The sequence below is a fragment of the Terasakiella sp. genome, from assembly GCF_048267425.1.
Classification (GTDB): Bacteria; Pseudomonadota; Alphaproteobacteria; order Rhodospirillales; family Terasakiellaceae; genus Terasakiella.
In genome coordinates this window covers 372704-395813 of record NZ_JBLWXN010000002.1, presented here as the reverse complement: position 1 = coordinate 395813, position 23110 = coordinate 372704, and the positions used below count along the sequence as shown (strand labels likewise).

At 49.8% G+C, this 23110-nt stretch carries 22 protein-coding genes; 9 read left to right on the top strand and 13 right to left on the bottom strand.

The window, feature by feature from the left end; translation table 11 throughout:
• Positions 1-18 precede the first annotated feature (18 nt).
• From ACN0VA_RS05005 to ACN0VA_RS04970, 8 genes are all read left to right on the top strand, one after another.
• Positions 19-825, top strand: a complete 807-nt coding sequence (locus ACN0VA_RS05005; protein ID WP_417820087.1) for a hypothetical protein — start codon at positions 19-21, stop codon at positions 823-825.
• 119 nt (positions 826-944) lie between these two features.
• Entirely contained in the window at positions 945-1802 is an 858-nt protein-coding gene (locus tag ACN0VA_RS05000) for a caspase family protein (protein ID WP_417820086.1), read from the top strand.
• A gap of 87 nt (positions 1803-1889) precedes the next feature.
• Positions 1890-2285, top strand: a complete 396-nt coding sequence (msrB, locus tag ACN0VA_RS04995; protein WP_417820085.1) for a peptide-methionine (R)-S-oxide reductase MsrB — start codon at positions 1890-1892, stop codon at positions 2283-2285.
• A gap of 5 nt (positions 2286-2290) precedes the next feature.
• Positions 2291-3595 (top strand): MATE family efflux transporter, encoded by a 1305-nt coding sequence (locus ACN0VA_RS04990; RefSeq protein ID WP_417820084.1) that lies wholly within the window; start codon positions 2291-2293, stop codon positions 3593-3595.
• A complete protein-coding gene (locus ACN0VA_RS04985; protein WP_417820083.1) occupies positions 3592-4749 on the top strand; it encodes a murein transglycosylase domain-containing protein in 1158 nt (385 codons plus the stop codon). Before ACN0VA_RS04990 ends, ACN0VA_RS04985 begins: the two co-directional genes overlap by 4 nt.
• Positions 4750-4972: 223 nt before the next feature.
• The gene (locus ACN0VA_RS04980) at positions 4973-5179 is read left to right on the top strand and encodes a cold-shock protein (protein ID WP_417820082.1); all 207 of its coding nucleotides are present in this window, start codon (positions 4973-4975) and stop codon (positions 5177-5179) included.
• Positions 5180-5253: 74 nt separating this feature from the next.
• On the top strand, positions 5254-5454 hold the full coding sequence (locus ACN0VA_RS04975) for a hypothetical protein (protein ID WP_188663324.1): 201 nt from the start codon (positions 5254-5256) through the stop codon (positions 5452-5454).
• A 17-nt stretch (positions 5455-5471) separates the two neighbouring features.
• Positions 5472-5651: a hypothetical protein gene (locus ACN0VA_RS04970; protein WP_188663327.1), complete on the top strand. Its 180-nt coding sequence runs from the start codon at positions 5472-5474 to the stop codon at positions 5649-5651.
• A gap of 61 nt (positions 5652-5712) precedes the next feature.
• Here the strand turns inward: ACN0VA_RS04970 and pepN are convergent, their stop codons facing one another.
• The gene (pepN, locus tag ACN0VA_RS04965) at positions 5713-8313 is read right to left on the bottom strand and encodes an aminopeptidase N (RefSeq protein ID WP_417820081.1); all 2601 of its coding nucleotides are present in this window, start codon (positions 8311-8313) and stop codon (positions 5713-5715) included.
• A gap of 27 nt (positions 8314-8340) precedes the next feature.
• A complete protein-coding gene (locus ACN0VA_RS04960; RefSeq protein WP_417820080.1) occupies positions 8341-9105 on the bottom strand; it encodes an acyl-[acyl-carrier-protein] thioesterase in 765 nt (254 codons plus the stop codon).
• Between the two features lie 68 nt (positions 9106-9173).
• Here ACN0VA_RS04960 and ACN0VA_RS04955 point away from each other — a divergent pair, with 68 nt between their 5' ends.
• A complete protein-coding gene (locus tag ACN0VA_RS04955; protein ID WP_417820079.1) occupies positions 9174-9590 on the top strand; it encodes an OsmC family protein in 417 nt (138 codons plus the stop codon).
• Between the two features lie 7 nt (positions 9591-9597).
• On the opposite strand, the gene ACN0VA_RS04950 is transcribed toward ACN0VA_RS04955, so the two are convergent.
• From ACN0VA_RS04950 to murC, 11 genes are all read right to left on the bottom strand, one after another.
• On the bottom strand, positions 9598-9837 hold the full coding sequence (locus ACN0VA_RS04950; RefSeq protein ID WP_417820078.1) for a hypothetical protein: 240 nt from the start codon (positions 9835-9837) through the stop codon (positions 9598-9600).
• Positions 9838-9928: 91 nt separating this feature from the next.
• Positions 9929-12013, bottom strand: a complete 2085-nt coding sequence (ligA, locus tag ACN0VA_RS04945) for an NAD-dependent DNA ligase LigA (protein WP_417820077.1) — start codon at positions 12011-12013, stop codon at positions 9929-9931.
• Between the two features lie 28 nt (positions 12014-12041).
• Positions 12042-13772, bottom strand: a complete 1731-nt coding sequence (recN, locus tag ACN0VA_RS04940) for a DNA repair protein RecN (RefSeq protein ID WP_417820076.1) — start codon at positions 13770-13772, stop codon at positions 12042-12044.
• Positions 13714-14640, bottom strand: coding sequence for an outer membrane protein assembly factor BamD (locus ACN0VA_RS04935; protein WP_417820075.1), 927 nt, complete (start codon positions 14638-14640; stop codon positions 13714-13716). Before ACN0VA_RS04935 ends, recN begins: the two co-directional genes overlap by 59 nt.
• A 171-nt stretch (positions 14641-14811) precedes the next feature.
• Entirely contained in the window at positions 14812-15762 is a 951-nt protein-coding gene (lpxC, locus tag ACN0VA_RS04930; protein WP_188663343.1) for a UDP-3-O-acyl-N-acetylglucosamine deacetylase, read from the bottom strand.
• Between the two features lie 262 nt (positions 15763-16024).
• On the bottom strand, positions 16025-17605 hold the full coding sequence (gene ftsZ, locus ACN0VA_RS04925) for a cell division protein FtsZ (RefSeq protein WP_417820074.1): 1581 nt from the start codon (positions 17603-17605) through the stop codon (positions 16025-16027).
• Positions 17606-17721: 116 nt separating this feature from the next.
• Complete coding sequence (gene ftsA, locus ACN0VA_RS04920; protein WP_417820073.1) at positions 17722-18981, bottom strand: cell division protein FtsA; 1260 nt, start codon at positions 18979-18981, stop codon at positions 17722-17724.
• Positions 18982-19021: 40 nt separating this feature from the next.
• A complete protein-coding gene (locus tag ACN0VA_RS04915; RefSeq protein ID WP_417820072.1) occupies positions 19022-19864 on the bottom strand; it encodes a cell division protein FtsQ/DivIB in 843 nt (280 codons plus the stop codon).
• On the bottom strand, positions 19852-20763 hold the full coding sequence (locus ACN0VA_RS04910; RefSeq protein WP_417820071.1) for a D-alanine--D-alanine ligase: 912 nt from the start codon (positions 20761-20763) through the stop codon (positions 19852-19854). Before ACN0VA_RS04910 ends, ACN0VA_RS04915 begins: the two co-directional genes overlap by 13 nt.
• Positions 20760-21692 (bottom strand): UDP-N-acetylmuramate dehydrogenase, encoded by a 933-nt coding sequence (gene murB, locus ACN0VA_RS04905; protein WP_417820070.1) that lies wholly within the window; start codon positions 21690-21692, stop codon positions 20760-20762. The genes ACN0VA_RS04910 and murB overlap by 4 nt, the downstream gene beginning before the upstream one ends.
• Before the next feature lie 5 nt (positions 21693-21697).
• The gene (murC, locus tag ACN0VA_RS04900) at positions 21698-23107 is read right to left on the bottom strand and encodes a UDP-N-acetylmuramate--L-alanine ligase (RefSeq protein WP_417820069.1); all 1410 of its coding nucleotides are present in this window, start codon (positions 23105-23107) and stop codon (positions 21698-21700) included.
• Between the last annotated feature and the right edge of the window lie 3 nt (positions 23108-23110).

Genomic DNA, 23110 nt, shown 5'->3' with positions numbered 1-23110 from the left:
TCATGCCTAGAGGGGAATATGGTTCGTTTGTTCTGCTTTTTCTTGAGCATCCTTATCCTTGCAGGATGTCAAACCAGTCGATTGACCCATGTCCCTTCCGGATCATTAATTGCGCATGATCTTTCGGATTTCAGTGTGATTGAAGGGCAGGCAAACCGTTATAGTTCTATGCCGGGCCAAGTGTTGGATGTGACAAAATATCCGTTTTTCAGTGAAAATAGTTTTGGCAAAGATTGGTTGAATAAACCGAAACATCGCGCGATTGCGATCGGACATCCTGCCCAATGTGCAACTTATAACGGACGTTGGCGGCATGCCAAGGCCAGTACGGCGGTGAGACGTACATTGCAAGATTGTATGCAACGAATGGCGGAGTTAAGCCGTCATTTGGGGAAGAAATGTGAATGTCGGCTGGCGGCATTGGATGATCGGATTTTTGTGCCCCCCAAAGAACTACCTTTTAGAAAGCAATTACCGGCAATTGCCTTGGTAAAGGATACGAAAGGGCGCAAGGAAATTTTGGGATATGCTCTGACGACAGGGCGAACAGGGATGAAACAGCCTTTTGATTTTTATACGCAAAATAATCAAAAAGTATGTGAGGGACAGTATAATCTGGGCGGTATGGCTATGAAAGGGGATGCTTTCCTAAATTGTTTTGGGGGCAAGATAAAGGGACCCGCAGTTTTTAAAGTGGCGGGCTTTCGGGAAGGTCAGGCTTACGGAACGGCCTTGGTAAAGGCGGGTGATAACGAATTGGTTCTGGTCTATGGTTTACCCAGCGATGAATTTGAAACACGTCGGGCGGAGTTCTTGGAGGAATGATAAGGCGGGGTTTCTTTTTTATTCTTATAACGTTATGTGTTTTGCCCTCTTCCCCTGATGCGCAGACAACTTTTATGGATTTATGGTGTGAATATGGGGGAAAAGGTTGTGAGGAACAGGTGAAAAAGCCGGTTCAACAGCCTGAAACGCAAAAAGCCAAACCCGTTGTTGTAAAACCCTCACCAACTATTCCCTTGATCAAGAGAAATGCTGTTTTAGCTAAATCAGGAAATGTCAGTTTTGGGCGCTATTATGCTTTGGTTATCGGCAATAACGATTATCCCAATCTGGATAAATTAAAAACAGCTGTCACGGATGCCAAGGAAGTTGCCGCCCTTTTGCGCAAATCTTATGGGTTTTCCGTGACGCTTTTGCTGAATGGGACGCGCGATCAGATTATTGCCGCCTTGGATGAATATCGAAAAATCTTAAAAAAAGACGATAATCTTTTGATCTATTATGCCGGGCATGGCTGGATGGATAAAGAAAGTGAACGCGGCTATTGGCTGCCAGTTGATGCCAGTCGTCAGACACGCGCGCGCTGGGTATCCAATGCGGATGTCACCGATACGTTGAAAGCATTGAAAGCGCGCCATGTGATGATTGTCGCTGATAGCTGTTATGCGGGCACATTAACCCGATCAGCGGGTGAACTTGATCAAACGCGCGGTTTGAAACTGACAGAACAACCCAGCGCGTATCTGGAAACGCTTGCCGGGCGAAAATCGCGCACAGTTTTGGCGTCCGGGGCGCTGGAACCTGTCAGTGATCTGGGCGGGGGGCAACATTCGGTTTTCGCCTATGCCTTTTTAAAAAGCCTGCGCGACAATACCAAAATGTTGGATGGCACCCAGTTGTTTGGCGAAGTGCGGCGCCAAGTTTTATTGAATGCACGCCAAACGCCGCAATATTCCAATATTCGATTTGCCGGGCATGATGTGGGCGGTGATTTTATTTTTTTGCGCCGCGATCAGTAACAAGGCTGTGAGGTGGGCCTTGTATTGCGTGACCCCTCTTTCCATTTAAGTTACTGTTTGGAAAAACAGAAGAAATGGAATGTTGTGATGAGTGATAAAATAAAAAAAACCGATGAAGAATGGCGTGATCAACTCAATCCCGATGAATACGCGGTCTGTCGCCAGCATGGAACGGAACGCGCCTTTACCGGGCGATATTGGGATACAAAAACACCCGGTGTGTATCATTGTGCGGGCTGTGGGGAGGCGTTATTTGATTCTGATACCAAATATGATTCCGGCAGCGGTTGGCCAAGTTTTTATCAACCCCTTGATCCCGACAGTGTAGAAGAAAATCGCGATACGACTCACGGTATGATACGAACCGAAGTCCATTGTGCAAAATGTGACAGTCATTTGGGCCATGTGTTTGAAGATGGTCCACAACCGACCGGATTGCGTTATTGCATTAATTCGTTGTCCTTGAAGTTACACGAAAAGTAGATTTTATGCGTCATTCGCCTGCGATTTGGGCACTGGTCCTGCCGATTATTTTGTCCAATATCACGGTGCCCCTGATCGGTGCGATGGATACGGCTGTTATGGGGCACATGGAGACGGCGGCCTATCTTGGGGCCGTTGCGGTCGGCAGCTTAATCTTTGATTATATCTATTGGGGATTTGGGTTTCTCAGGCTGTCAACCACCGGATTGACCGCGCAAGCCTTGGGTCGTGAAGACGGGGAAGAAGTGCGTGCCTTGTCTGCCCGTGCCCTGATTCTGGCGTTGTTGGCGAGTGCCCTGTTATGGGGGGCGCAATCTTATATTTTTCAGGTGTCCGCTTATTTGATTGACGCCAGCGCAGAGGTGGAAGCCTTGGCCAAAACCTATTTCCATGTGCGGATCTGGTCAGCCCCGGCGGCCTTGATCAATTATATCCTGATCGGTTGGATGCTGGCCTGTAAGGATACAAAGTCTGTCCTGATACAACAGGTTGCCACGAATGTTGCCAATGTGGTGCTGGACCTGTGGTTTGTTATGGGATTGGGCTTTGGGGTGGAAGGGGTCGCTCTTGCAACCGTTTTGGCCCAATATTGCGGTCTGGGTATCGGGTTGATCTTGATGCGGCGTAATTTGGTGAAAATTGAAGGTGCATGGCGCGCTGAGGTTATCTTTGTCACCGAAAAGTTTACAAAATTAATTTCGATGAACAGCGACTTGTTCATTCGTACCGTGTGCCTGTTATCTGCCTTTGCCTGGTTGACGGCACAAGGCGCGAAAATGGGCGATGTGGTATTGGCCGCCAATGCGATTTTATTGCAATTTTTGATGTTTGCTTCGTATGGGCTAGACGGGTTTGCCCATGCGGTCGAAGTATTGTGTGGGCATGGGGTCGGTAAAAAAGACCGTCTCGCCTTTCAAGGGGCCGTTCGGGCGACGACCAAGGCAGCGTTTTTAACCGCGATTGGTCTGTCGGCATGTTATTTTCTGTTTGGGGATATGTTGATTAACCTGTTTAGCAATCTCCCGGCTGTGTTGGATACGGCAAAACAATATCTGATCTGGGCGGCGGTTTTGCCGGTGATTGCGGTCGGGGCGTTTCAAATGGATGGTATATATCTCGGCCTGACGCAAACGCGCATGTTGCGCAATATGATGGTGTTATCGTTGGGGGTATATATTCCCTTAAGTTTGATGTTGCAGTCGGTCTGGGGAAATCATGGTTTGTGGGCGGCGTTTACCTTTTTTATGGGAATGCGCGCTATAACATTGGGGATGACTTACACCCGTGTTGAACAAAAGGTCTTTGCATGATTTCTCGGCGTACATTTTTAATGGGCTGCTTACCAGCGGCGCTGACGGCGTGTTCTACATCTGAAATTGTACGGACAATCAGTACGGCTGCACGTGGTGGATCCCTAAGCGGGGCTGTGCGTTCCGTTGCAACGTCCAAGGCAACAGGTTGGGCAAGCAATCCAAAAACACTTGTGCGCGATATTGAACGTCTAGATAAATTTGCCCAACAGTTTTTGAAGGATGTGATCACCGTTTGGGGGCAGGACAATGCGACCACGCCATCCAAAAAAGTATTTGTAAAATATAGTGATAATTATAAGAGCCGGGGCGTTATTGATTTTGATAAATCACTGGTTCGGGTGGAAACATTGGAACCGGATCATTTGAAACGCGCCATTGTGACAACCCTTCTGTCACCGATTGACCCGCGTGAGGTTGACTTGTTTTCCGCCGATCCTGTCAAATTGGGGAAAGAACCGTTTTTGTATGGTCAGGTGATGGATCAGGATGGCAAATATGTCCGATGGGAATGGCGCGCAAACCGGTTTGCGGATTATTTGCTCAAGCATAAAAAACAGTCGCGAACTGTGGTGCTGGAAAACGGGGTCTCCAAGGTGGAAACCTTTGTTGAGTTCCCCCTGGTGCGTAATCACACCACTACCCGCCAAAACCGATATGCCGCTCTGGTGAATAAATATGCGGGTCATTATCGCCTTGAACGCTCATTGGTCTATGCGATTATTCAGACGGAAAGTAATTTTAATCCTTACGCGGTCAGTTGGGTACCTGCGTACGGTTTAATGCAGATTGTGCCGACAACGGCAGGGCGCGATGCCTATGAAGTGGTGCATGGGCGGGCGGGGACGCCAACACGTAGCTATTTATTTGATCCCGAAAATAATATTCGGATGGGGTGTGCCTATCTCTATATCCTGCAATCAAGATATCTTAAACAGATTAAGAATCCGACCACGCGGGAATATTGCGTGATTGCTGCTTATAACGGCGGGGCAGGCAATGTCTTGCGCAGTTTCCATAAAAACAGAAGCCAAGCCTTTGCTCTGATTAATAAATCTTCACCACGCGCAGTGTATCAACGTTTGCAAACCAAGATGCCCAAGGAAAGCCAACGCTATCTTGAAAAGGTCACTGCGGCAAAACGAAAATTCTGATATGCAGGATAAATCATGGGCTTAAAAAATTATTACAAATACACTTGACACCTGTATGGATAAAGATTATATATGGCGCTCAATATTTCGCACGGTTATGCGATTCTGTTATTTTCAGCTCCGGCTGACGTACTACGTTTCTCTATACATTGTGATTTCAATTGAACGTATCTCCACGCGTTGTGGGATGCGTATATTCTCATTCCAATTAAAGGACAATGTTATGGCTATTGGAAGTGTAAAGTGGTTTAACCCGACTAAAGGTTTTGGTTTTATTGAGCCGGAAGATGGCGGACAAGATGCGTTCGTTCATATTTCTGCTGTTGAACAAGCTGGTCTTTCCGGTTTGAACGAAGGCCAGAAAGTTGAGTATGAACTCGAAACAGGTCGCAACGGTAAGAAGTCGGTAACGAACCTCTCTATCGTATAACGCTGTGTTGAAACTGTCCTCCCAAACATTCGGTTTGGGGGGCAGTTCCACAAGCGAACGAAAGAGGAACGACCATGAAGAAACCCACTATGTCGAGGGCGGAAGAACTGGCGTTAAAAAGCCAATTAGACAGCGATAAATTTCTCGAAGAAAAACAAGATGCCGAGCGCCTCCGCACCGAGCGGATTGCAGATCTCAAGGCATTGAGACTTGAAAAAGAAGAAAAACAAAGAAACGCCACCCGAAAACTGGCTAGAGCGGTTCCAAAAAAATAATAATAAGGAATAATAAAATGAACCAAGGACAAGATTTTTTAATCAGGTATGGCATTCATAATTTTGTGAGTTACAACGAGCAGGGCAATAACCCCAGCTTTTTGATCCAAAAAACGGCCCATCATAAGATGGTGCAGCATGCACAAAAACTGATTCAAGGGATGTATGGCGAAACGACTGATATTCGTCTCGCCTAATTACAATCCCCGATAAAAAATGAAAAGCGTGGCTCGATTTGAGTCCACGCTTTTTTTGGTTTTAACCTAACGATTTGCTGGCCATTTCGAAGGTGTCCCCGGACAAGCCATCTGTGTCGATGATGCGTTGGAGCTGGGCTTTCATCAAGTCCTGACGTTTTTCATCAAAGCGACGCCATTTGCCAAGGGGCGCAACCATACGCGCAGCAATTTGTGGGTTGATTTTATCCAGTTCCAAGATGCGATCGGTGTGGAAGGCGTATCCGGATCCGTCTTCATTATGATAATGTAATGGGTTGGCATGGGCAAAAACGCCGATTAAGGAGCGGACCTTGTTGGGGTTTTTAATCGAGAAGGCCTCATGCGACATCAGGTTTTGCACGGTGTCTAGTGTGCCGGGCAGGCTGGACATGGCTTGAACGCTCAGCCATTTATCCACGACCAAGGCATCGTCTTTAAAGCGGGTGTAGAAATCTTCGAGGGCTTCAAGGCGGGCGTCAGCTTCTTTGTTAGAGAGAATGGATAAAGCGGCCATACGGTCCGTCATATTGTTGGCATTGTGATATTGTGCTGTAATCAACGCAAGACAGGCCGGGTCATCGCCTTCAGCAAGGTAGGAGAGGCAGGTGTTTTTCAAAGCGCGTTGCCCGCAGGAAGCCGCATCCGGGCTATAGGGTTTGTCACTGCGTAAATCCCGGAATATCCGCAGGAAGTCTTTTTGCAAGTCTTCTGCGATATAACGTCGCAAGGCCTCGCGGGCTTGATGAATGGCAACCACATCAATGGTTTCCATCTGTTCTGCCAAATAACCTTCTGTCGGTAATTGCAGGCACAGGGCAATAAAATCCAGATCCAGTTGATCGTTTAACAAGGTTTGGCGGAGGGCTTGGATGAAGTCATTATCTTTTTCAAAGGGTTGACCCTTTTGATAAGCTTTGACCATATCCAGCAACAGGTCTGTACCATAAGTCTGTGCGGCTTCCCATCGGGCGAAATCATCACTGTCGTTTGCCATCAAAAACGCCAATTCCGCACGGCTGTACGCGGCTTTTAATTTAATCGGTGCACTGAAGTCCCGATTGAGCGAGATAACCGGTTCGCTTTCGATATTTTCAAAACTAAAGGTTTCCCGCGCTTTGGAGAACGAGAGAACATCACTTAAAATCTCCATACCTTCAAGATCAAGCAGGCCAACGGAAATTGGCATATGCATCGGCGGTTTGTCATTTTGACCCGGTGTCGGGGCAAGATGTTGGGCCAATGTCAGGTCAAATCTTTGGGCTTCATGGTCATAGGACCAATGGGCGGTGACTTCGGGTGTTCCGGCCTGAGAATACCAAAGTTTAAATTGTGTCAGGTCAATATCGGAGGCATCCATCATGGCCGCAGCAAAATCGTCACAGGTGACGGCTTGTCCATCGTGGCGTTCAAAATAAAGGTCGATACCTTTGCGGAAATTGTCTTCCCCCAAAAGCGTATGCATCATGCGGATGACTTCGGACCCTTTGTTATAGACGGTTGCGGTGTAAAAATTATCAATTGCCATATATTGTTCGGGTCGCACCGGATGGGCCAACGGACCTGCATCTTCGGGGAATTGTGCGGCGCGCAGAACTTTGACATTTGAGATACGTTCACAGGGGCGCGAGCGCATGTCGGAGGAAAATTCCTGATCCCGGAAAACGGTCAATCCTTCTTTCAAGGATAGTTGGAACCAGTCGCGGCACGTTACCCGGTTGCCGGTCCAGTTGTGGAAGTATTCATGGGCAATGACACCTTCGATCCCGGCATAATCCGCATCGGTTGCCGTATCGGATTTCGCAAGGACATATTTGGTGTTAAAAACATTCAGCGATTTATTTTCCATTGCCCCCATATTGAAATCACTGACGGCAACGATGTTGTAAAGATCAAGGTCATATTCCAGACCAAAGCGGTCTTCATCCCATTTCATGGCGGCCTTGAGGCTTGCCATCGCCCAGTCGACCCGGTCTTCATTGCCATGTTCGACAAAGATATGCAGATCGACAGTTCGCCCGGTGCAGGTGACAAAAGTATCACTGGCTTGTGCAAGATCACCTGCCACAAGGGCAAACAGGTAGGATGGTTTAGGGAATGGGTCTTGCCAAACGGCAATGTGTTGATCGTTTTCAACATCGTTTTGTTCAATTAAATTCCCGTTGGATAACAGGACAGGACAGCTTGCCTTATCAGCAATGACAGTCACATTGTAGGTCGCCATCACATCCGGGCGGTCCTGAAAATAAGTAATTCGGCGGAAACCTTGTGCTTCACATTGGGTGCAATAAGTCCCGTTGGATTGGTAAAGACCGCTGAGTTGGGTGTTCCCCTTGGGGTCAATTTCGGTTTCGATGACCAGTTCAAAGCGTTCGGGCAGGTCGGGAATGGTCAGGCTTTTGTCATCGCGGCTATATTCATTTTCGCCAAGCTCCCGACCATCCAAAGAAATATGGAGAAGTTTTAAATCTTCACCATCCAGAACCAAGGGCGCATTGTCCGTATTATTGGCGTAGTAGGTTGTCGCGCAGACAACACGTGTGCTCTCACTTTCAAGATCGAAAACAAGTTCGACATTTTCTACCAGATAGGCCGGTTCACGGTAATCTTCCAGACGGATGGTTTGGGGTTGTTCAGTTTTCATGGGGGAAACTTTCTTATTATAGGGGGCCTATCGGGTAATATGGGCGCGGATTAATTCTTTACCATCTGTTGTCGCAAGTAAAACACTGCTGTCTTTTTCGCTGACCTGTTGGACCATTGCCTGTACGCTGTCTTCCAGTCGGCATTCGTTACGAAAGATGATATCCAAAGCTCGTGGCTGGAAGGGATGACGTACATTATGTGCAGAGGCGCTTAAGGCCCATTGGATCAGTTTGGTGTTGTTTACATGGTTATAAAGATCAATATCACCTAAACGGGGTTTGAACGGAGGTTGTGGAATACCCAGAAGGGGCTTCTCCACGGTGCGACGTTGAAATTCAATCGGACGTTCACCGGCTTCGGGCATGCGGGCAAGGACAAATTCCGGCCAGTCGGCAATGCTGCGTGTTTTCAGGTCAAACAGGGCAAAGGTTGATAGGGCGGTGGCGATCACCATGTTGTTTTCATCACGCAATCTGTAAAAACGATTGCCAAAACGTCCTTGTTGACCCGCATACCAAGTTTGTACGGCAATTGCGTCGCCCTTGCGGGGGTAGTGGCGCACATGGATAGACAAGCGGGCCAGAACCCATGCCAAGTTGGTTCCTTGCAAAGCCTCCATCCCCAAGTTTAATAAGGTGGAGTTCCGAAAGGCACTTTCTTGCAGGTATTCTGCGACATTACAGACGGAAAATAACCCGTTCGGGGTGATCTCGGAAACCCGGACGTGAAATATTTCTTGGCCCAATGTCGCCGGCGCCTTGGCTTTATCGACTTTTGCCCAATCAATCATATGGCTTTCCTTTTAGAAACATACCGTTTATGTAGGAGCCATATCTCTTTTAAGTCAAGGACCAAGCAATGATCACACGTGTTAAATGGGTTGAAGATCGCGTATTTATCGGTACAAGCGGCAGTGGCCACGGTGTTGTGATGGAAGCAAAAGGCCCCGGGCAAGGCAGCGTCGGCCCGAGTCCCATGGAAATGTTACTTTTGGGAATGGGGGGTTGCACGACATTTGATGTTGTTCATATTCTGGGCCGTATGCGCGAAGATGTGACCGATTGTGAAGTTGAAATCGACGGTGTGCGCGCCGATGAAGACCCGAAGGTCTATACAAAAATTCACGCCCATTTCAAAGTGTCGGGCCGCAATTTAAAAGAAAAGAAAGTGGCCCAGGCGATTGAAATGTCGGCGGAGAAATACTGTTCTGCCTCCATTATGCTGGGAGCAACGGCTGAGATTACGCACGATTTTGAACTGATTGACGTGGAATAAACCAGCGTCAGTTCAGGGTTTTTCGCCTTTTTGCCTCACATTGTGGATCGGCGGCGCATATGTTGGTTAATTCCAGTGCGATGCGTTGCCATTCACGGCGCTGCGTGATGTCTTCTGCTTCACGAATATAGTCAGAAACACGTGATAAAGCGTTCTCGAATCCTTGTGCGTTATATAATGCAGTGGCGATGAGGCACGCGTCATCATCATCGCCGATGTTTTCCATCCCAGTGCGATCGGCATTCATCACATATCATCCCTCTATATTTATGCCTTATGGTAGAAATATAGAATCATTCTATTTTGATAAGCCACCCCCATTTGGGTGAGGGTTTGTATTATTTGGTTAAATTGTGCCAGCCTTCTTCACTTAAGACTTGTACGCCGAGTTCTTCTGCTTTTTTCAACTTGGCTCCAGCACTTTCCCCGGCAACCACATAATCGGTTTTTTTCGAAACAGAACCGGATACTTTTGCCCCGAGGCTTTCTGCTTTGGCTTTGGCTTCGGATCGGGTCATGGTGACGAGTGTGCCGGTAAAGACAACGGTTTTGCCGGCAACCGGGCTACCGTCCGTTTTGGGGGCTGCGAAATCTTCGATCTGTAACTGGGCTTTCAGGTCTTCCATGACGTCACGGTTATGGGGTTCATGGACAAATTCAACGATATCCTGCGCCATTGAACTTCCGATTCCGTCAATATCAATCAGGTCGGAAAATTCACTGCTTTGTGGATCGCAGGCCTTGGTCATAGCCTGATACCAATTATCAAAACTCAGGTAGTTTTTGGCCAATGTACGCGCGGTTGCCTGACCCACCTGGCGAATACCCAAGGCATAAATAAAGCGATCCAGTCCAATTGTCCGGCGTTCGTCGATAGATTTTTTTAAATTGGAAACGGATTTCTCTTTCCAACCATCCCATTTGGCAATGGTGTCACTATGCTCGCCCAGACGGAAGATATCACCGGGGGTTTTGATTAATCCTTCTTGCCAGAATCGTTCAATGTTTTTGGCCCCCAGACCATCCATGTCAAAGGCGTTGCGCGAGACAAAATGTTTTAATCGTTCCACGGCTTGGGCTGGGCAAATCAATCCACCGGTGCAGCGCGTGGCAACCTCACCATCCTCGCGCATGGCATGACTGCCGCATTCCGGGCATTCGCTCGGAAATATAAATTCGGCAGTTCCTTCGGGGCGTTTTTCAAGGACAACTTCAACCACCTGCGGGATCACGTCCCCGGCGCGTTGGATAATGACACTATCACCGACACGGACGTCTTTGCGTTTGATCTCGTCTGCATTATGTAGGGTTGCGTTGGATACCACCACCCCGCCAACAGTAATGGGTTTTAGCCGTGCAACCGGGGTGAGAACCCCTGTGCGGCCAACTTGAATGTCGATGGCTTCCAACACGGTCTGGGCTTTTTTCGCCGGAAATTTATGCGCAATCGCCCATCGTGGGGACCGCGATACGAAACCGAGGCGTTGCTGCCAATCTAGTCGGTTGACCTTATAGACCACCCCGTCAATATCATAGGGCAGCTCGGCGCGTTGATCGTTGATATCTTGATAAAGCGCCATGACATCGGCAATGTTGGTACAGACTTTGGTCAGGGGATTAACGGGCAATCCCCAATTTTTGAACGTTTCAATGGTCCCCATTTGGGTGTTGCTGAGGGGGGCGGACATTTCCCCCCACGCGTAGGCAAACATGCGCAAGGGCCGTTTTGCCGTGATGTTGGGGTCAAGCTGGCGTAACGATCCGGCGGCGGCGTTGCGGGGATTGGCAAAGGTTTTGGCACCGGCGGCTTCTTGTAGGTGGTTCAATTGTGCAAATTCATCTTTTGCCATATAGACTTCGCCCCGGATTTCAACCACATCAGGGGCGTTATCCGGCAGGTTCAACGGCAATTCTTTCATGGTGAGAATGTTTTGGGTGACGTCTTCACCGACGGCCCCATCACCACGGGTGGCGGCTTGTTTAAAGCGTCTGTTTTCATATCGGAGTGAAATGGACAAGCCGTCAATTTTCGGTTCTGCGACAATTTCAACGGCTTCATCGACTGATAACCCAAGAAAGCGCCGGATACGGTCCAGAAAATCCTGCACGTCTTCTTCGGAAAAAGCATTGCCAAGTGACAGCATGGGAACGGCATGGGTTATTTTTGAAAAACCGGATTGCAGCGGTGCGCCGACTTTATCCGTTGGGCTGTCCTTGCGTTTTAAATGAGGGAACTTTTCCTCAATAGCCATGTTACGTTGACGCAGCGCATCGTAGTCCGCATCCGAAATACTTGGTTCGTCTTTTTGATAGTATGCCTTGTCATGCGCGTGAATTTCATCTGCGAGTGCTTTCAGCTCCGCATAGGCGTCAAATTCTGTCAGTTGGTCAACTGAAATGGTGCGTAAGCTTTGGATCGCCATTTTTTAGTCTCTGTTATGTGTGTGATGCCTAAACGGCATTGAGCAAGGTATCGGCCGCTGCACGGGCTTCGATTGTGATTTGTTCGCCGGAAATCATGCGCGCAATTTCTTCGGTGCGTTCTTCATCGCTAAGCGGGCGAATGGTGGAAACAACCTGTCCGTTGTTTTCAGCCTTGGATACGCGCAAATGATGGTTGCCGCGTGCGCCCACTTGCGGGGAATGTGTGACGACCAGAACTTGCACATCTTGGGCTAACTGACCTAAACGCTCCCCAACGGCTGCAGCTGTGGCCCCGCCAATACCGGCATCGACTTCATCAAAAACAAGGGTCGGGATGGGGTCGGCTTGTGCCAGAACGACCTTGAGAGCCAGCATGAAACGCGAGAGTTCCCCACCGGACGCAACCTTGGCAATCGGGCCAAGAGGGGCGCCGGGGTTGGTGGAAATTTCAAAGGCGATTTTGTCACAACCCGTTTCATTCCAGTCTGCGGCATCCAGTTTTTGAATGGTGGTCGCAAAGGTGGCACCGCCTAATTTTAACGGTGTGAGTTCATCATTAACCGCTTTATCCAGTTTTTGCGCGGTTGCCCGGCGTTTTTGACCCAAATCTTCGGCGATTTCGATAAAGGCGGTGCGCAGGGCCGTTTCTTTTTGACGGAGCGCCTGCAAAGCTGTGTCGCCCGCCTCAACCGCATTAAGCTGAGCCTCGAAACGATCTTTCAGGTTGGGTAGTTCTGTGACCTGAACATCGTGTTTCCGTGCAGCAGCACGCAAGGCAAATAGGCGTTCTTCCACGGCTTCGAGGTGGCGAGGGTCGAGATCGACTTCATTGCTGGCGCGTTCCAATTCCTGAATGCCAAGGGACGTATATTCAGACGCTTTATCTAATGTTTCAATGACACTGTCCAGGCGTCCTTCCGCTTTTTCTGCGATACGTTCAAGGTGACGCAAGGCGTTGCGCAGATTGACCTCAACCCCTTTATGCGATGTCAGTTCACCGTGGGCCTGCTTCATGCCTTCAATCAATTTTTCGCCATGCATCATACGTTGACGTTGGGCGGAAAGATCTTCTTCTTCGCCTTCTTGCGGGGCAAGCTGTGTGAGTTCTTCGACCATATGGCGTAGGTATTCTTCGTCGGCACGCGCTTTTTCAAGGGCGGCTTCGGCTTCCTTGCGTTCGCGTTCCACCTGTTTCCAACTGCGAAAGGCGGTCCGTGTTTGTTTGGCTTGATTGCCTAAAGTACCAAAGGCATCCAGAAGGCCGCGATGTGTCATGGGGTTAAGCAGGCCTTGGGTATCAAACTGCCCATGAATTTCAACAAGGGCGGCACCGGCCTGTTTCAGCAGGGCGACGGAAACAGGCTGATCATTGATATAGGCACGTGATCGACCGTCTGCATTGACGACGCGGCGCAAGACAAGACTGTCATCGCGTTCAATGTCCTGTTCATCCAGTATTTGCCAGAAAGGATGATCTGCGGATAAGTCAAATTCCGCGCTGACGCTGCCTTTCTCACAGCCGTGGCGCACAAGCGCACTATCGGCGCGTGCGCCAAGGGCAAGACCGAGACTGTCCAGCAAGATGGACTTACCCGCACCGGTTTCCCCTGTCAGGACACACAGGCCGTTTTTGAAATCCACATTCAGTTTGTCGATGAGGACGATATCGCGAATGGATAGTCTATGCAGCATGGCAGGGTCACCAGAATTTCCACCAAGATTCTTCTTCGGTATTTTCAGGCTGTTCTTGCCGGGCACGCAGGTCTTCAGCCTTTTTGCCGTCTTGTTCTTCCAAAGCTTCCAGTGCGTCTTTTTCTTCAAACGGCCAATACCATGCGGGGTCTTCTTTATCGCGCAGGCGTTTACGTTCCACGATTTGATAGGTATCGACATACCATTCCGATCCCGGGAAGTTATGACCGAGAACGGCTGCCGTTCGTTTGGCTTCGTCATCCAGTCCCAATTGCATATAGCATTCGATCATGCGGTGCAGGGCTTCGGGGACATGGGTGGTGGTATCGTATTTTTGAACAACGGTTTTAAAACGCGCGAGTGCTGCAATACATTGGTTCCGCGATGTATAATAACGCCCGATTTCCATTTCCTTACCTGCCAAGTGGTCAAAGGTCAGGTCCAGTTTCAAACGGGCATCACGGGCATATTTACTTGTCGGATATTTTTTGATCAATTCGCGGAAGGTTTTTTGTGCCTGATCCGTCATCAACTGGTCACGTCCAACATCTGAAATTTGTTCGTAATAGGACAGACCTTTTAAATACGTGGCGTAAGGCACATCCTTGTTGGAGGGGTGCAATTGAATGAAACGGTCCAACGCAATCACAGCATCATCATATTTTTCATGTTCGTAATGGGCATAAGCCGCCATAAGCTGCGCCTTGGTTGCCCATATGGAATAAGGATGCTGACGTTCGACTTCATCGAATTTCTTTGCCGCTTCTTTATACTTGCCACCCAGTAAGTCATTGTGTGCATCGTTGTAAAGCTGTTCGACAGGCTGTTCAACGTAGGGCGTCTCGTCTTTGTTTGAAGAACAGGCACCAAGAAGGGCAACGATTGCGATCGGTGCGGCCAGCTTAAGAATGGACTTGAATTTGATCTGTTTCATAGAAGTCTTGTCATTATCATCGGATTGATCAGGATTAGCGAGACTATACCAAGAAAGCCCCGTTTGTCTCTATTCAAATAAGATAAAAATGGACTTCCTTTACATGACGACAAAAAGAGCCCCGCGAAAAGGGTGCGGGGCGGGAAAACTTCTTGTAGGAGAGGTTACGTTTTAGGCCGATTTGGCTGCGTTGCGTTGTTCAACATAGGCACCGTCCAGATCGTCTTGTGTCATCGGGACGATGGACCATGCATCCTGATCAGCCATCAGCGCATGCAAAAGTTGGTTATTCAGGTAATGACCAGAACAAATCCCGGTATAACGACCAATAATCGGCAGGCCAGCCAAGGCGAGATCGCCAACGGCGTCTAAAATTTTGTGGCGAACGAATTCGTTTTCAAACCGCAAACCTTCTTCGTTCATAATCCCGTCCGCACTGACAACAACGGCGTTGTCAAGGGATCCGCCACGGGCCAGACCGTTGGCGCGCATATATTCGACTTCATGCAGGAAGCCGAAAGTCCGCGCGCGGGATAATTCGTCTTTAAAGACGCCGCGGCCCATATGGACGCTGTGTTCTTGACGGGCAATGGCGGGGTTGTCGAAATCAATAGTGAAATCCAGAATGCTGCCTTTGCAGGGTTGGAAACCGGCGAAACGGTCTTTTTCATCAATGCTGACGTTCTTTTCGATGCGAATGGCTTTGCGCGGGGCGTCTTGTTCAAGGGTGCCGGCACATTCGATTAAAAAGACAAACGGGGCAGCACTGCCATCCATGACCGGCATTTCCGGTCCGTTGATTTCGATTAAAAGATTGTCAATCGCACAGCCGGAAATTGCAGCCATCAGATGTTCGATTGTGGCAATGGTTACACCATCGCTATTGCCGATTTTTGTGCAAAGGGTCGTTTCAACAACATTGTCGTAGGTCGCTTTAATTTCAGCGCCGCCACCGGCAATGTCGATCCGTTTAAAAATAATGCCGCTGTCTGCGGGGGCAGGTTTCAGGGTTATGGAAACTTTTTCACCAGAATGCAGGGCGATACCGGAGCAATTGATAGCTGTCTTCAATGTCTTTTGGCGAAGAACTTTGCTTGCTTTCTGATTTTTAATATTGGTCATAACGCCTCTTCGCTGTTGGTTCGGGAAGATCCCGTACTTTTTTCGAATTTCCTAGGTTGAATTATTACGAGGTTGAGGGCGAGAACTCAAATCAAGCTTTGTTACGTTTTGTTACAACGCAATATGTATGTAAGTTATTGAAATAAAAGCCGATCCCAATTGTGCATACGCATATGCAATAACCGGGACCGGCATCAAGTCACGTTGTGTGAAAATAACCAACGGTTATTTTCGTTGATCGATCAGGCAGGATCGATTCTGTTTAGTTTGCCTGACGACGCAGGAAGGCCGGAATATCCAGCAAATCATCTTCGGCCTGCTGAGAGGTAACCGGACGATCAGCCGGGGAAATGTCCAGACTCGGTTGGGACATTTCATGGATTTCGGCGCTTTCTTTGGTACGTGTCGGGCGTGATGTACGACCCGTTACGCGATCAAACAAGGAGCGTGCGGCACTCGGGGCTTCAGCTTTTCCTTCCTGTACCGGTGTACTGGCATGGAAGGGGTTATGAGCCTGAACCGGTTCGTCCACGCTGTTGGCTTGTGCGGCTGCAGGCGGAATAAACGGCGCGCGTTGTTCCACAGGTGCAGTTTCAACAGCGGCTTGTTGCGGTTGGCGCAGTGTATTCTGGATACGCATAGCCACTTGTTCTGCATTCATCGCAACGTTTTCTTCGGTAACTGTATTTTCTTTTTGCTCTGTCATGGTCGGTTGGGCAACCGATTGCATGGACAGAACTTTAGAAGCGGCAGCTTGTGCCACAGTCGCATTACGTTCTTCTGCGGAAGGGGCCGGTTGCGTTTGTTGCGGGGCCGGTGTGTTTTCCACAACTTCCAGAACACGGGGTTTTGGGTTTTCTGCTTCCATTGCATCAATGCCAGTGGAAACAACAGAAACGCGCATTCTGCCTTCGAGGCTTTCGTCCAGCGTGGTCCCGAAAATGATATTGGCGTTCGGGTCGACTTCTTCGCGAATACGGTTGGCGGCTTCGTCCACTTCGAACAGGGAGATATCCAAACCACCTGTGATATTGATCAGGACGCCTTTTGCCCCTTTCATGGTGCTGTCGTCCAGCAACGGGTTGGAAATCGCGGCTTCGGCGGCTTCGACGGCACGGCGTTCGCCTTCGGCTTCGCCTGTCCCCATCATCGCTTTGCCCATCTCGCTCATAACGGTCTTGATGTCAGAGAAATCAAGGTTGATCATGCCGGGGCGAACCATCAAATCGGTTACGCCGCGGACACCTGAATGCAACACTTCGTCCGCCATTTGGAAAGCTTCGGCAAAGGTTGTTTTTTCTGTTGCGATACGGAACAGGTTCTGGTTCGGGATGACGATCAGTGTATCGACATATTTTTGCATTTCTTCGATACCGGAATCCGCCAAACGCATGCGGTGCACGCCTTCAAACTGGAACGGTTTTGTCACCACGCCAACGGTCAGGATACCGGCTTCGCGTGCAGCATGTGCAATCACGGGGGCCGCGCCTGTGCCTGTGCCACCGCCCATACCGGCGGTGATGAAGACCATGTTGGAGCCTGCAATTTGCTGCATGATATCGTCGATGGATTCTAGGGCGGCGTCGCGCCCGACATCGGGTTTGGAACCTGCACCCAGACCGGATGTCAGTTGCGCACCCAATTGAATGCGGTGATCGGATTTGGATTGTGCAAGTGCTTGTGCGTCCGTATTGGCAACAACAAATTCCACACCTTCCAAAGAAGACTGGATCATATTGTTGACAGCGTTACCGCCGGCACCGCCGACGCCGATGACTGTGATACGGGGGCCTGTTTGCACAGGGGCCGGATGATGTTCCGGTGCTTGAAAATTAATGGCCATTTTTGTCTGCCCTTTCGATTTACAACGTGTATTACTGTTTTGTTATCGCTCTTGCCAGTTCCAACTTTATTTTTTTGCGTTGGTTTGTGGCTGTTTGAGTAGTTTAAGGTCCAAATCTAAAAATTTTGTTTAAACCAGACCCCTAATTTTCCAAAAAGATGATTAGGGGCCGGTCCGGCTTGTGGAGATGACGACGGCCATGCTCCCTGTTTCTCGTGTGCATGTTTTAAAAGACCGACGCATGTTGAAAACTCCGGTCCGCTTGTTGCGTCCGCCAACCCCTTTAAACGTTGGGGGCGGGCGATCCGAATTCGTTTACTGAGAATGCGGGACGCCAGTTCCGGCACCCCGCGCAATTGGGCCGCGCCACCTGTCAGGACAATCTGACGACCAATGACTTTATCAAGGCCAGAATTTTCCAGACGTTCGCGTACCAGCTCGAATGTTTCTTCCAGACGGGGTTGAATAATGCTGACCAACGTGGAACGTGATTCCGTTGTGCCTTCGGCTTCGTCCTCTTCGCCTAAAACAGGGACCCGTAAAATTTCGTGATCGTCGCTGGGCGCGGGCAGGCAACTGCCGAATTTTGTTTTCATACGCTCTGCATGGGCAACCGGTGTGTTCAGCCCACGTGAAATATCGTTGGTGACCTGAATACCGCCCACGGGAATGCTGTCCACATGGATCAAGTTGCCTTCGATAAAGACGGCGATGTCTGTTGTGCCACCGCCCATATCAACCACGCAGACACCTAAATTCATTTCATCGTCGACCAGACAGCCCAAGCCACTGGCATAGGCACTGATGACTTCTTCTTCCACATCCAGATGGCAACGTTCCAGACAGGTTTTTAAATTACGCACGGTGCTGGAGTTAGCTGAAATCAGGTTCATGCGGGCGCTCAGGCGTTCCCCGGCCATGCCGCGTGGGTCGCGGATGCCGGCTTCACCATTTACGGTAAAGTCGGTTGGCATGGTGTGCAAAAGAACGTGATCTTGCGGCAATTGGCCTTGAACACGGGCTTGGGTAAACAGGCGTTGGATATCAAGGTTGCCAACCTGTGCGGTGTGCACATTTGTTTCTACATCCTTGATTTGAGCCTTGGGCTGTCCGCCGGAAAGCGAAACGATGACCCGGTCGATGGTATCGTCCGCCATTTCTTCAGCAACATGCACGGCTGATCGGATAGAGCGTTCGGCGGCTTCCATATCGACGATAACGCCGCGGCGCAGGCCGTTTGCAATTTGATGAGACAGGCCGACGATTTCCAGTTCTTGCCCCTTGTGGGCACGCGCAACAAAGCACGACACCTTTGTAGTGCCGATATCCAGAGCCGCAATCAGGCCGTTTCTGGTTTTCTTTGTCACGTTGCTCATATCCATAATTTCAAACACAGGTCGGTTTCAAAACACCAACTTATGTATCTTGCCCCCCAACTGGTTTACGAATCGTTTCCAAATCGTCGATTTTCACCATAATTCTGTCCGGCAAGCGCATGTCGATACTGGCGAGTTTTTTGTCAAACAGCAGATTTTCCTTGTTGTAGACAGCAAGGCGCGACCATGCTTTTTCCGGGTTGTCTTCGGGCAGGCGAATAAAGGCGCCATTTTCCATTGCGATATCCCAACGACGATCAGAGACCCGCACCGCTGCTTTCACTTTTTTGTTCAGATCCGGTTCTGAGCGCAAAATCGCCAGAACTTGTGCGCTATGTTCCGGCGCTCCTTCCCCGACGACCAATGGTAAATGGGCAAAAACTTTAATGTCGTCCCCGCCAGTAAGGATGACGTCGCCTTCCTTATTGATCAAAGAGAAGGTTCCGTCATGTTGCCACATGGCAATGGGGCGGTGTTCGTTTAGGCGGATATGTAAAATATCAGGAAGCTGACGTTCAACCGATGCAGTTGCCACCCACGGCAAGGCCTCGATCCGTTGGCGCAAACCGTGGGGGTCGATATCCAGAATGGGTTGATCCAGTTCCAGATTAACGACAGCGCGCAAATCTTTTAACGGGGTGTTTTCACGACCTTCAACCATGACATCACGCAGGATCAGGCCTGTTTTCGCCGTTGCGCTTAGGGTTGCACGTTCCAAGCGCATGGAGGCAAGATCGGTCAAACCCGTTTTGGCGGCATAGGTCAAAAGGGCGGCAACAATCCCCATAACAGCGCTGAAGATCAGTGGGCGGACGGTGGCCCGTTTCCACCAGACTTGTGTCCGTTTGCGTTTGTTTTGTGATGTCACGCTTAGTTGTCGCATCGCGCTTCCTCAATCATCCATGCAACCAGTTTGGGGAAGGAAATTCCAACAGCGCCAGCTTGTTCCGGCACCAATGATGTCGGCGTCATGCCCGGCTGAGTGTTAATCTCCAGAATGTAAATCTCGCCTTTATCTTCGTCATAACGGAAATCGGCGCGACTGACGCCGCGACATCCCAATGTTTCATGGGCTTTTTCCGCCAAACGTTTGGCTTTTTCTTCGATATCTGCCGGAATATTGGCCGGAACCTCGTGCCAGGATCCCCCTTCCACATATTTGGCGTCGTAGTCATAAAATTTATGATCGGTGCAAATTTCGGTTACAGCGAGTGCCCCGCGCGAGCCCATGACGGTGACGGTCAATTCGCGCCCCGGTACAAATTGTTCGATCATAACTTCATCACCATAAGGCCAGTCATCGTGGCTGAACGGTGGTTCGTCCCCATCCATGACAACCTTAACGCCAACGCTTGATCCTTCGTTGGTCGGTTTGATGACATAGGGGCCATCCATGACGTTTCCAGCCAGAACATCATCACGCTTGACGATTTCGTGTTTGGCACATGGGATGCCGACTTGTTCAAACAGGCGTTTGGACATGGGCTTATCCATCGCAAGGGCAGAGGCCATGACACCGGAATGGGTATAGGGAATATTGATGATATTCAGAAACCCCTGAATGCAGCCATCTTCGCCGTAAGGACCGTGTAGGGCGTTAAAAATCACATCCGGTTTGGGGTACAATCGGGTCAGTAGTGATCCCATATCGCGCTGGATATCAATTGTGGTCACGCTATAGCCGGCTTCTTGCAAAGCCTTGGCACAAGCGGCCCCGCTGACGAGAGAAACTTCGCGTTCCGAGGACCATCCGCCCATCAGGACAGCAACATGTGTCGTCATTGGTCTTCTCCTTTTTCCAAGCCGATGCGCTTGATTTCCCAACGCAGTTCAATTCCGCTTTGTTTTAAAACACGGGCGCGCACTTCTTCGCCCAATCCTTCCAGATCTGCGGCTGTCGCGTCCCCGGTATTGAGCAGGAAATTGCAATGTTGTTCGGATACTTGCGCACCACCGTGTTTTAATCCACGACATCTGGCCGCATCGATTAATTGCCATGCCTTGTGACCATCGGGGTTTGCAAAAGTTGACCCACCTGTGCGCGAACGAACGGGTTGGCTATCCCCACGTGCCTGTTGGATTTCTTTCATCCGTGCGGCGATTTCAGTTTGGTCTGCCGGGTGTGCACGCAGTCGCGCGGACAGGAAAATCCAATCCCCGGATAAATCACAATGGCGATAGCTATATCCCATTTCGTTCAGGCTTAAGGTTTTGATCTCGGCATTCGGTGACAAGGCGGTGGCTTCCATCAACACATCTTTCATTTCACGACCATAGGCACCTGCGTTCATACGCAAGGCACCACCTATTGTGCCGGGAATACCACTAAGAAATTCTAAACCACCTAAAGAATTATCCAGCGCAACCTTGGCGACATTGCCATCCAATGCGCCCGCACCGCAGATAATATCCTGATTTTCCACACGGATTTGTGCGAAATTGCGCCCCAATCGCACCACAACGCCGGGGATGCCACCATCACGTACCAGCAGGTTTGACCCCACCCCGATAAAGGTAACCGGGACATCCGCGGGTTTGTTTTGCATAAAATCGCGCAAATCGTCGCTGTCTTCGGGACGGAACATGACTTCAGCCGGTCCGCCCACGCGGAACCATGTAATCTTATCCAAAGGCGCGTTGGCGTTTAATCGTCCGCGCACGGCGGGCAATCTGTCCAGCAATCCTTCTTTGAATAAAACGTCCGAGGTCACGAAAATTATCCTTCTTTTACTTTGCTCAGTTGATCCGGTAAGTCATAGGCCCAGGCTGAAATACTGCCCGCGCCACAACAAACGACATAGTCACCGGGGCCCGCGATTTCGTTGATGACACTGGCCAGCTTGTCCTGACTTTCCAACGAGATCACATGACGGTGACCGTGACCGATCAGACTTTCTACCAGATGGTCTCTGTCGATCCCTTCGATCGGTTGTTCGCCTGCAGGATAGACATCGGCGACGATGACGCTGTCAGCATCGTTGAAACAGGTGGAAAATTCTTCAAACAGGTCGCGCAAACGGGTGTAGCGATGAGGTTGCACAACGGCGTGGACTTTGCCCCGTCCCGCACTGCGTGCCGCCTTTAAGACGGAAGAGATTTCAACCGGGTGATGGGCATAATCGTCAATAATGGCAATGCCATCGATTTCGCCGGTTTTGGTGAAACGACGTTTGACCCCCTCAAAGGCGGATAAACCCTTGCGAATGGTGGCATCCGACATGCCTAATTCCAGACCAACACAAACGGCGGCAAGACTGTTTTGTACGTTATGTGCTCCCAACATGGGAAAATGCAACCCTTCGATGGTGCGTGCCTCTTCACCACGTTTGTTGATCACCACATCAAAACGTGCCCCGTCCGGTCCCATATCCACATTGGTGGCACGCACATCGGCTTGGGGTGAAAATCCATAAGTGACAATTTTGCGGTCCGGCACACGCGGGATCATGGCCTGAACTTCGGCATGATCAATGCACAGGGCAGCAAAACCATAAAACGGAATGTTTTGGATGAAGGTATCGAAAGCCGCGCGCAATTTATCAAAGCTGCCGTAATGATCCAGATGTTCCGGGTCGATATTGGTAACAACGGCACAGGAGGCGGGCAGCTTGATAAAGGTCCCATCAGACTCGTCGGCTTCGGCAACCAGCCAATCGCCTGTACCCAGACGGGCGTTTGTGCCGTACGTATTGATGATCCCACCATTGATGACGGTTGGGTCCAGACCTGCGGCATCCAGCAAGGTTGCAACGATGGTTGTCGTTGTGGTTTTGCCATGTGTGCCGCCAATGGCAATGGCTGCTTTCAGGCGCATCAGTTCTGCCAGCATTTCTGCACGGCGCACAACGGGAATATGATTGTGACGGGCGTGCACGACTTCGGGGTTATCCGGTTTGACGGCGGATGAAATCACAACGACCTGTGCGTCTTTGGCATTTTCAGCTTGATGACCGACAAAAACTTTGATGCCAAGGTCGCGCAGACGTTTAACGTTTGCGTTGTCGCTTAAATCGCTACCTTGAACGGTATAGCCGAGGTTATGCAGAATTTCTGCAATGCCGCTCATACCGATGCCGCCGATACCGACGAAATGAAGGGTGCCAATGGATAAAGGTAAGGATTTCATGGT

Coding starts and splice junctions, on each gene's coding strand:
- ACN0VA_RS04990 (WP_417820084.1), top strand. CDS start 2,291: ATGCGTCATTCGCCTGCGATTTGGGCACTGGTCCTGCCGATTATTTTG.
- ACN0VA_RS04950 (WP_417820078.1), bottom strand. CDS start 9,837: ATGAATGCCGATCGCACTGGGATGGAAAACATCGGCGATGATGATGAC.
- ACN0VA_RS04955 (WP_417820079.1), top strand. CDS start 9,174: ATGATCACACGTGTTAAATGGGTTGAAGATCGCGTATTTATCGGTACA.
- ACN0VA_RS04985 (WP_417820083.1), top strand. CDS start 3,592: ATGATTTCTCGGCGTACATTTTTAATGGGCTGCTTACCAGCGGCGCTG.
- msrB (WP_417820085.1), top strand. CDS start 1,890: ATGAGTGATAAAATAAAAAAAACCGATGAAGAATGGCGTGATCAACTC.
- lpxC (WP_188663343.1), bottom strand. CDS start 15,762: ATGACCAATATTAAAAATCAGAAAGCAAGCAAAGTTCTTCGCCAAAAG.
- ACN0VA_RS04975 (WP_188663324.1), top strand. CDS start 5,254: ATGAAGAAACCCACTATGTCGAGGGCGGAAGAACTGGCGTTAAAAAGC.
- murC (WP_417820069.1), bottom strand. CDS start 23,107: ATGAAATCCTTACCTTTATCCATTGGCACCCTTCATTTCGTCGGTATC.
- ligA (WP_417820077.1), bottom strand. CDS start 12,013: ATGGCGATCCAAAGCTTACGCACCATTTCAGTTGACCAACTGACAGAA.
- ACN0VA_RS04980 (WP_417820082.1), top strand. CDS start 4,973: ATGGCTATTGGAAGTGTAAAGTGGTTTAACCCGACTAAAGGTTTTGGT.
- ACN0VA_RS04960 (WP_417820080.1), bottom strand. CDS start 9,105: ATGATTGATTGGGCAAAAGTCGATAAAGCCAAGGCGCCGGCGACATTG.
- ACN0VA_RS04910 (WP_417820071.1), bottom strand. CDS start 20,763: ATGACGACACATGTTGCTGTCCTGATGGGCGGATGGTCCTCGGAACGC.
- ACN0VA_RS04915 (WP_417820072.1), bottom strand. CDS start 19,864: ATGCGACAACTAAGCGTGACATCACAAAACAAACGCAAACGGACACAA.
- ftsZ (WP_417820074.1), bottom strand. CDS start 17,605: ATGGCCATTAATTTTCAAGCACCGGAACATCATCCGGCCCCTGTGCAA.
- ACN0VA_RS04935 (WP_417820075.1), bottom strand. CDS start 14,640: ATGAAACAGATCAAATTCAAGTCCATTCTTAAGCTGGCCGCACCGATC.
- ACN0VA_RS05005 (WP_417820087.1), top strand. CDS start 19: ATGGTTCGTTTGTTCTGCTTTTTCTTGAGCATCCTTATCCTTGCAGGA.
- ACN0VA_RS04970 (WP_188663327.1), top strand. CDS start 5,472: ATGAACCAAGGACAAGATTTTTTAATCAGGTATGGCATTCATAATTTT.
- pepN (WP_417820081.1), bottom strand. CDS start 8,313: ATGAAAACTGAACAACCCCAAACCATCCGTCTGGAAGATTACCGTGAA.
- ftsA (WP_417820073.1), bottom strand. CDS start 18,981: ATGAGCAACGTGACAAAGAAAACCAGAAACGGCCTGATTGCGGCTCTG.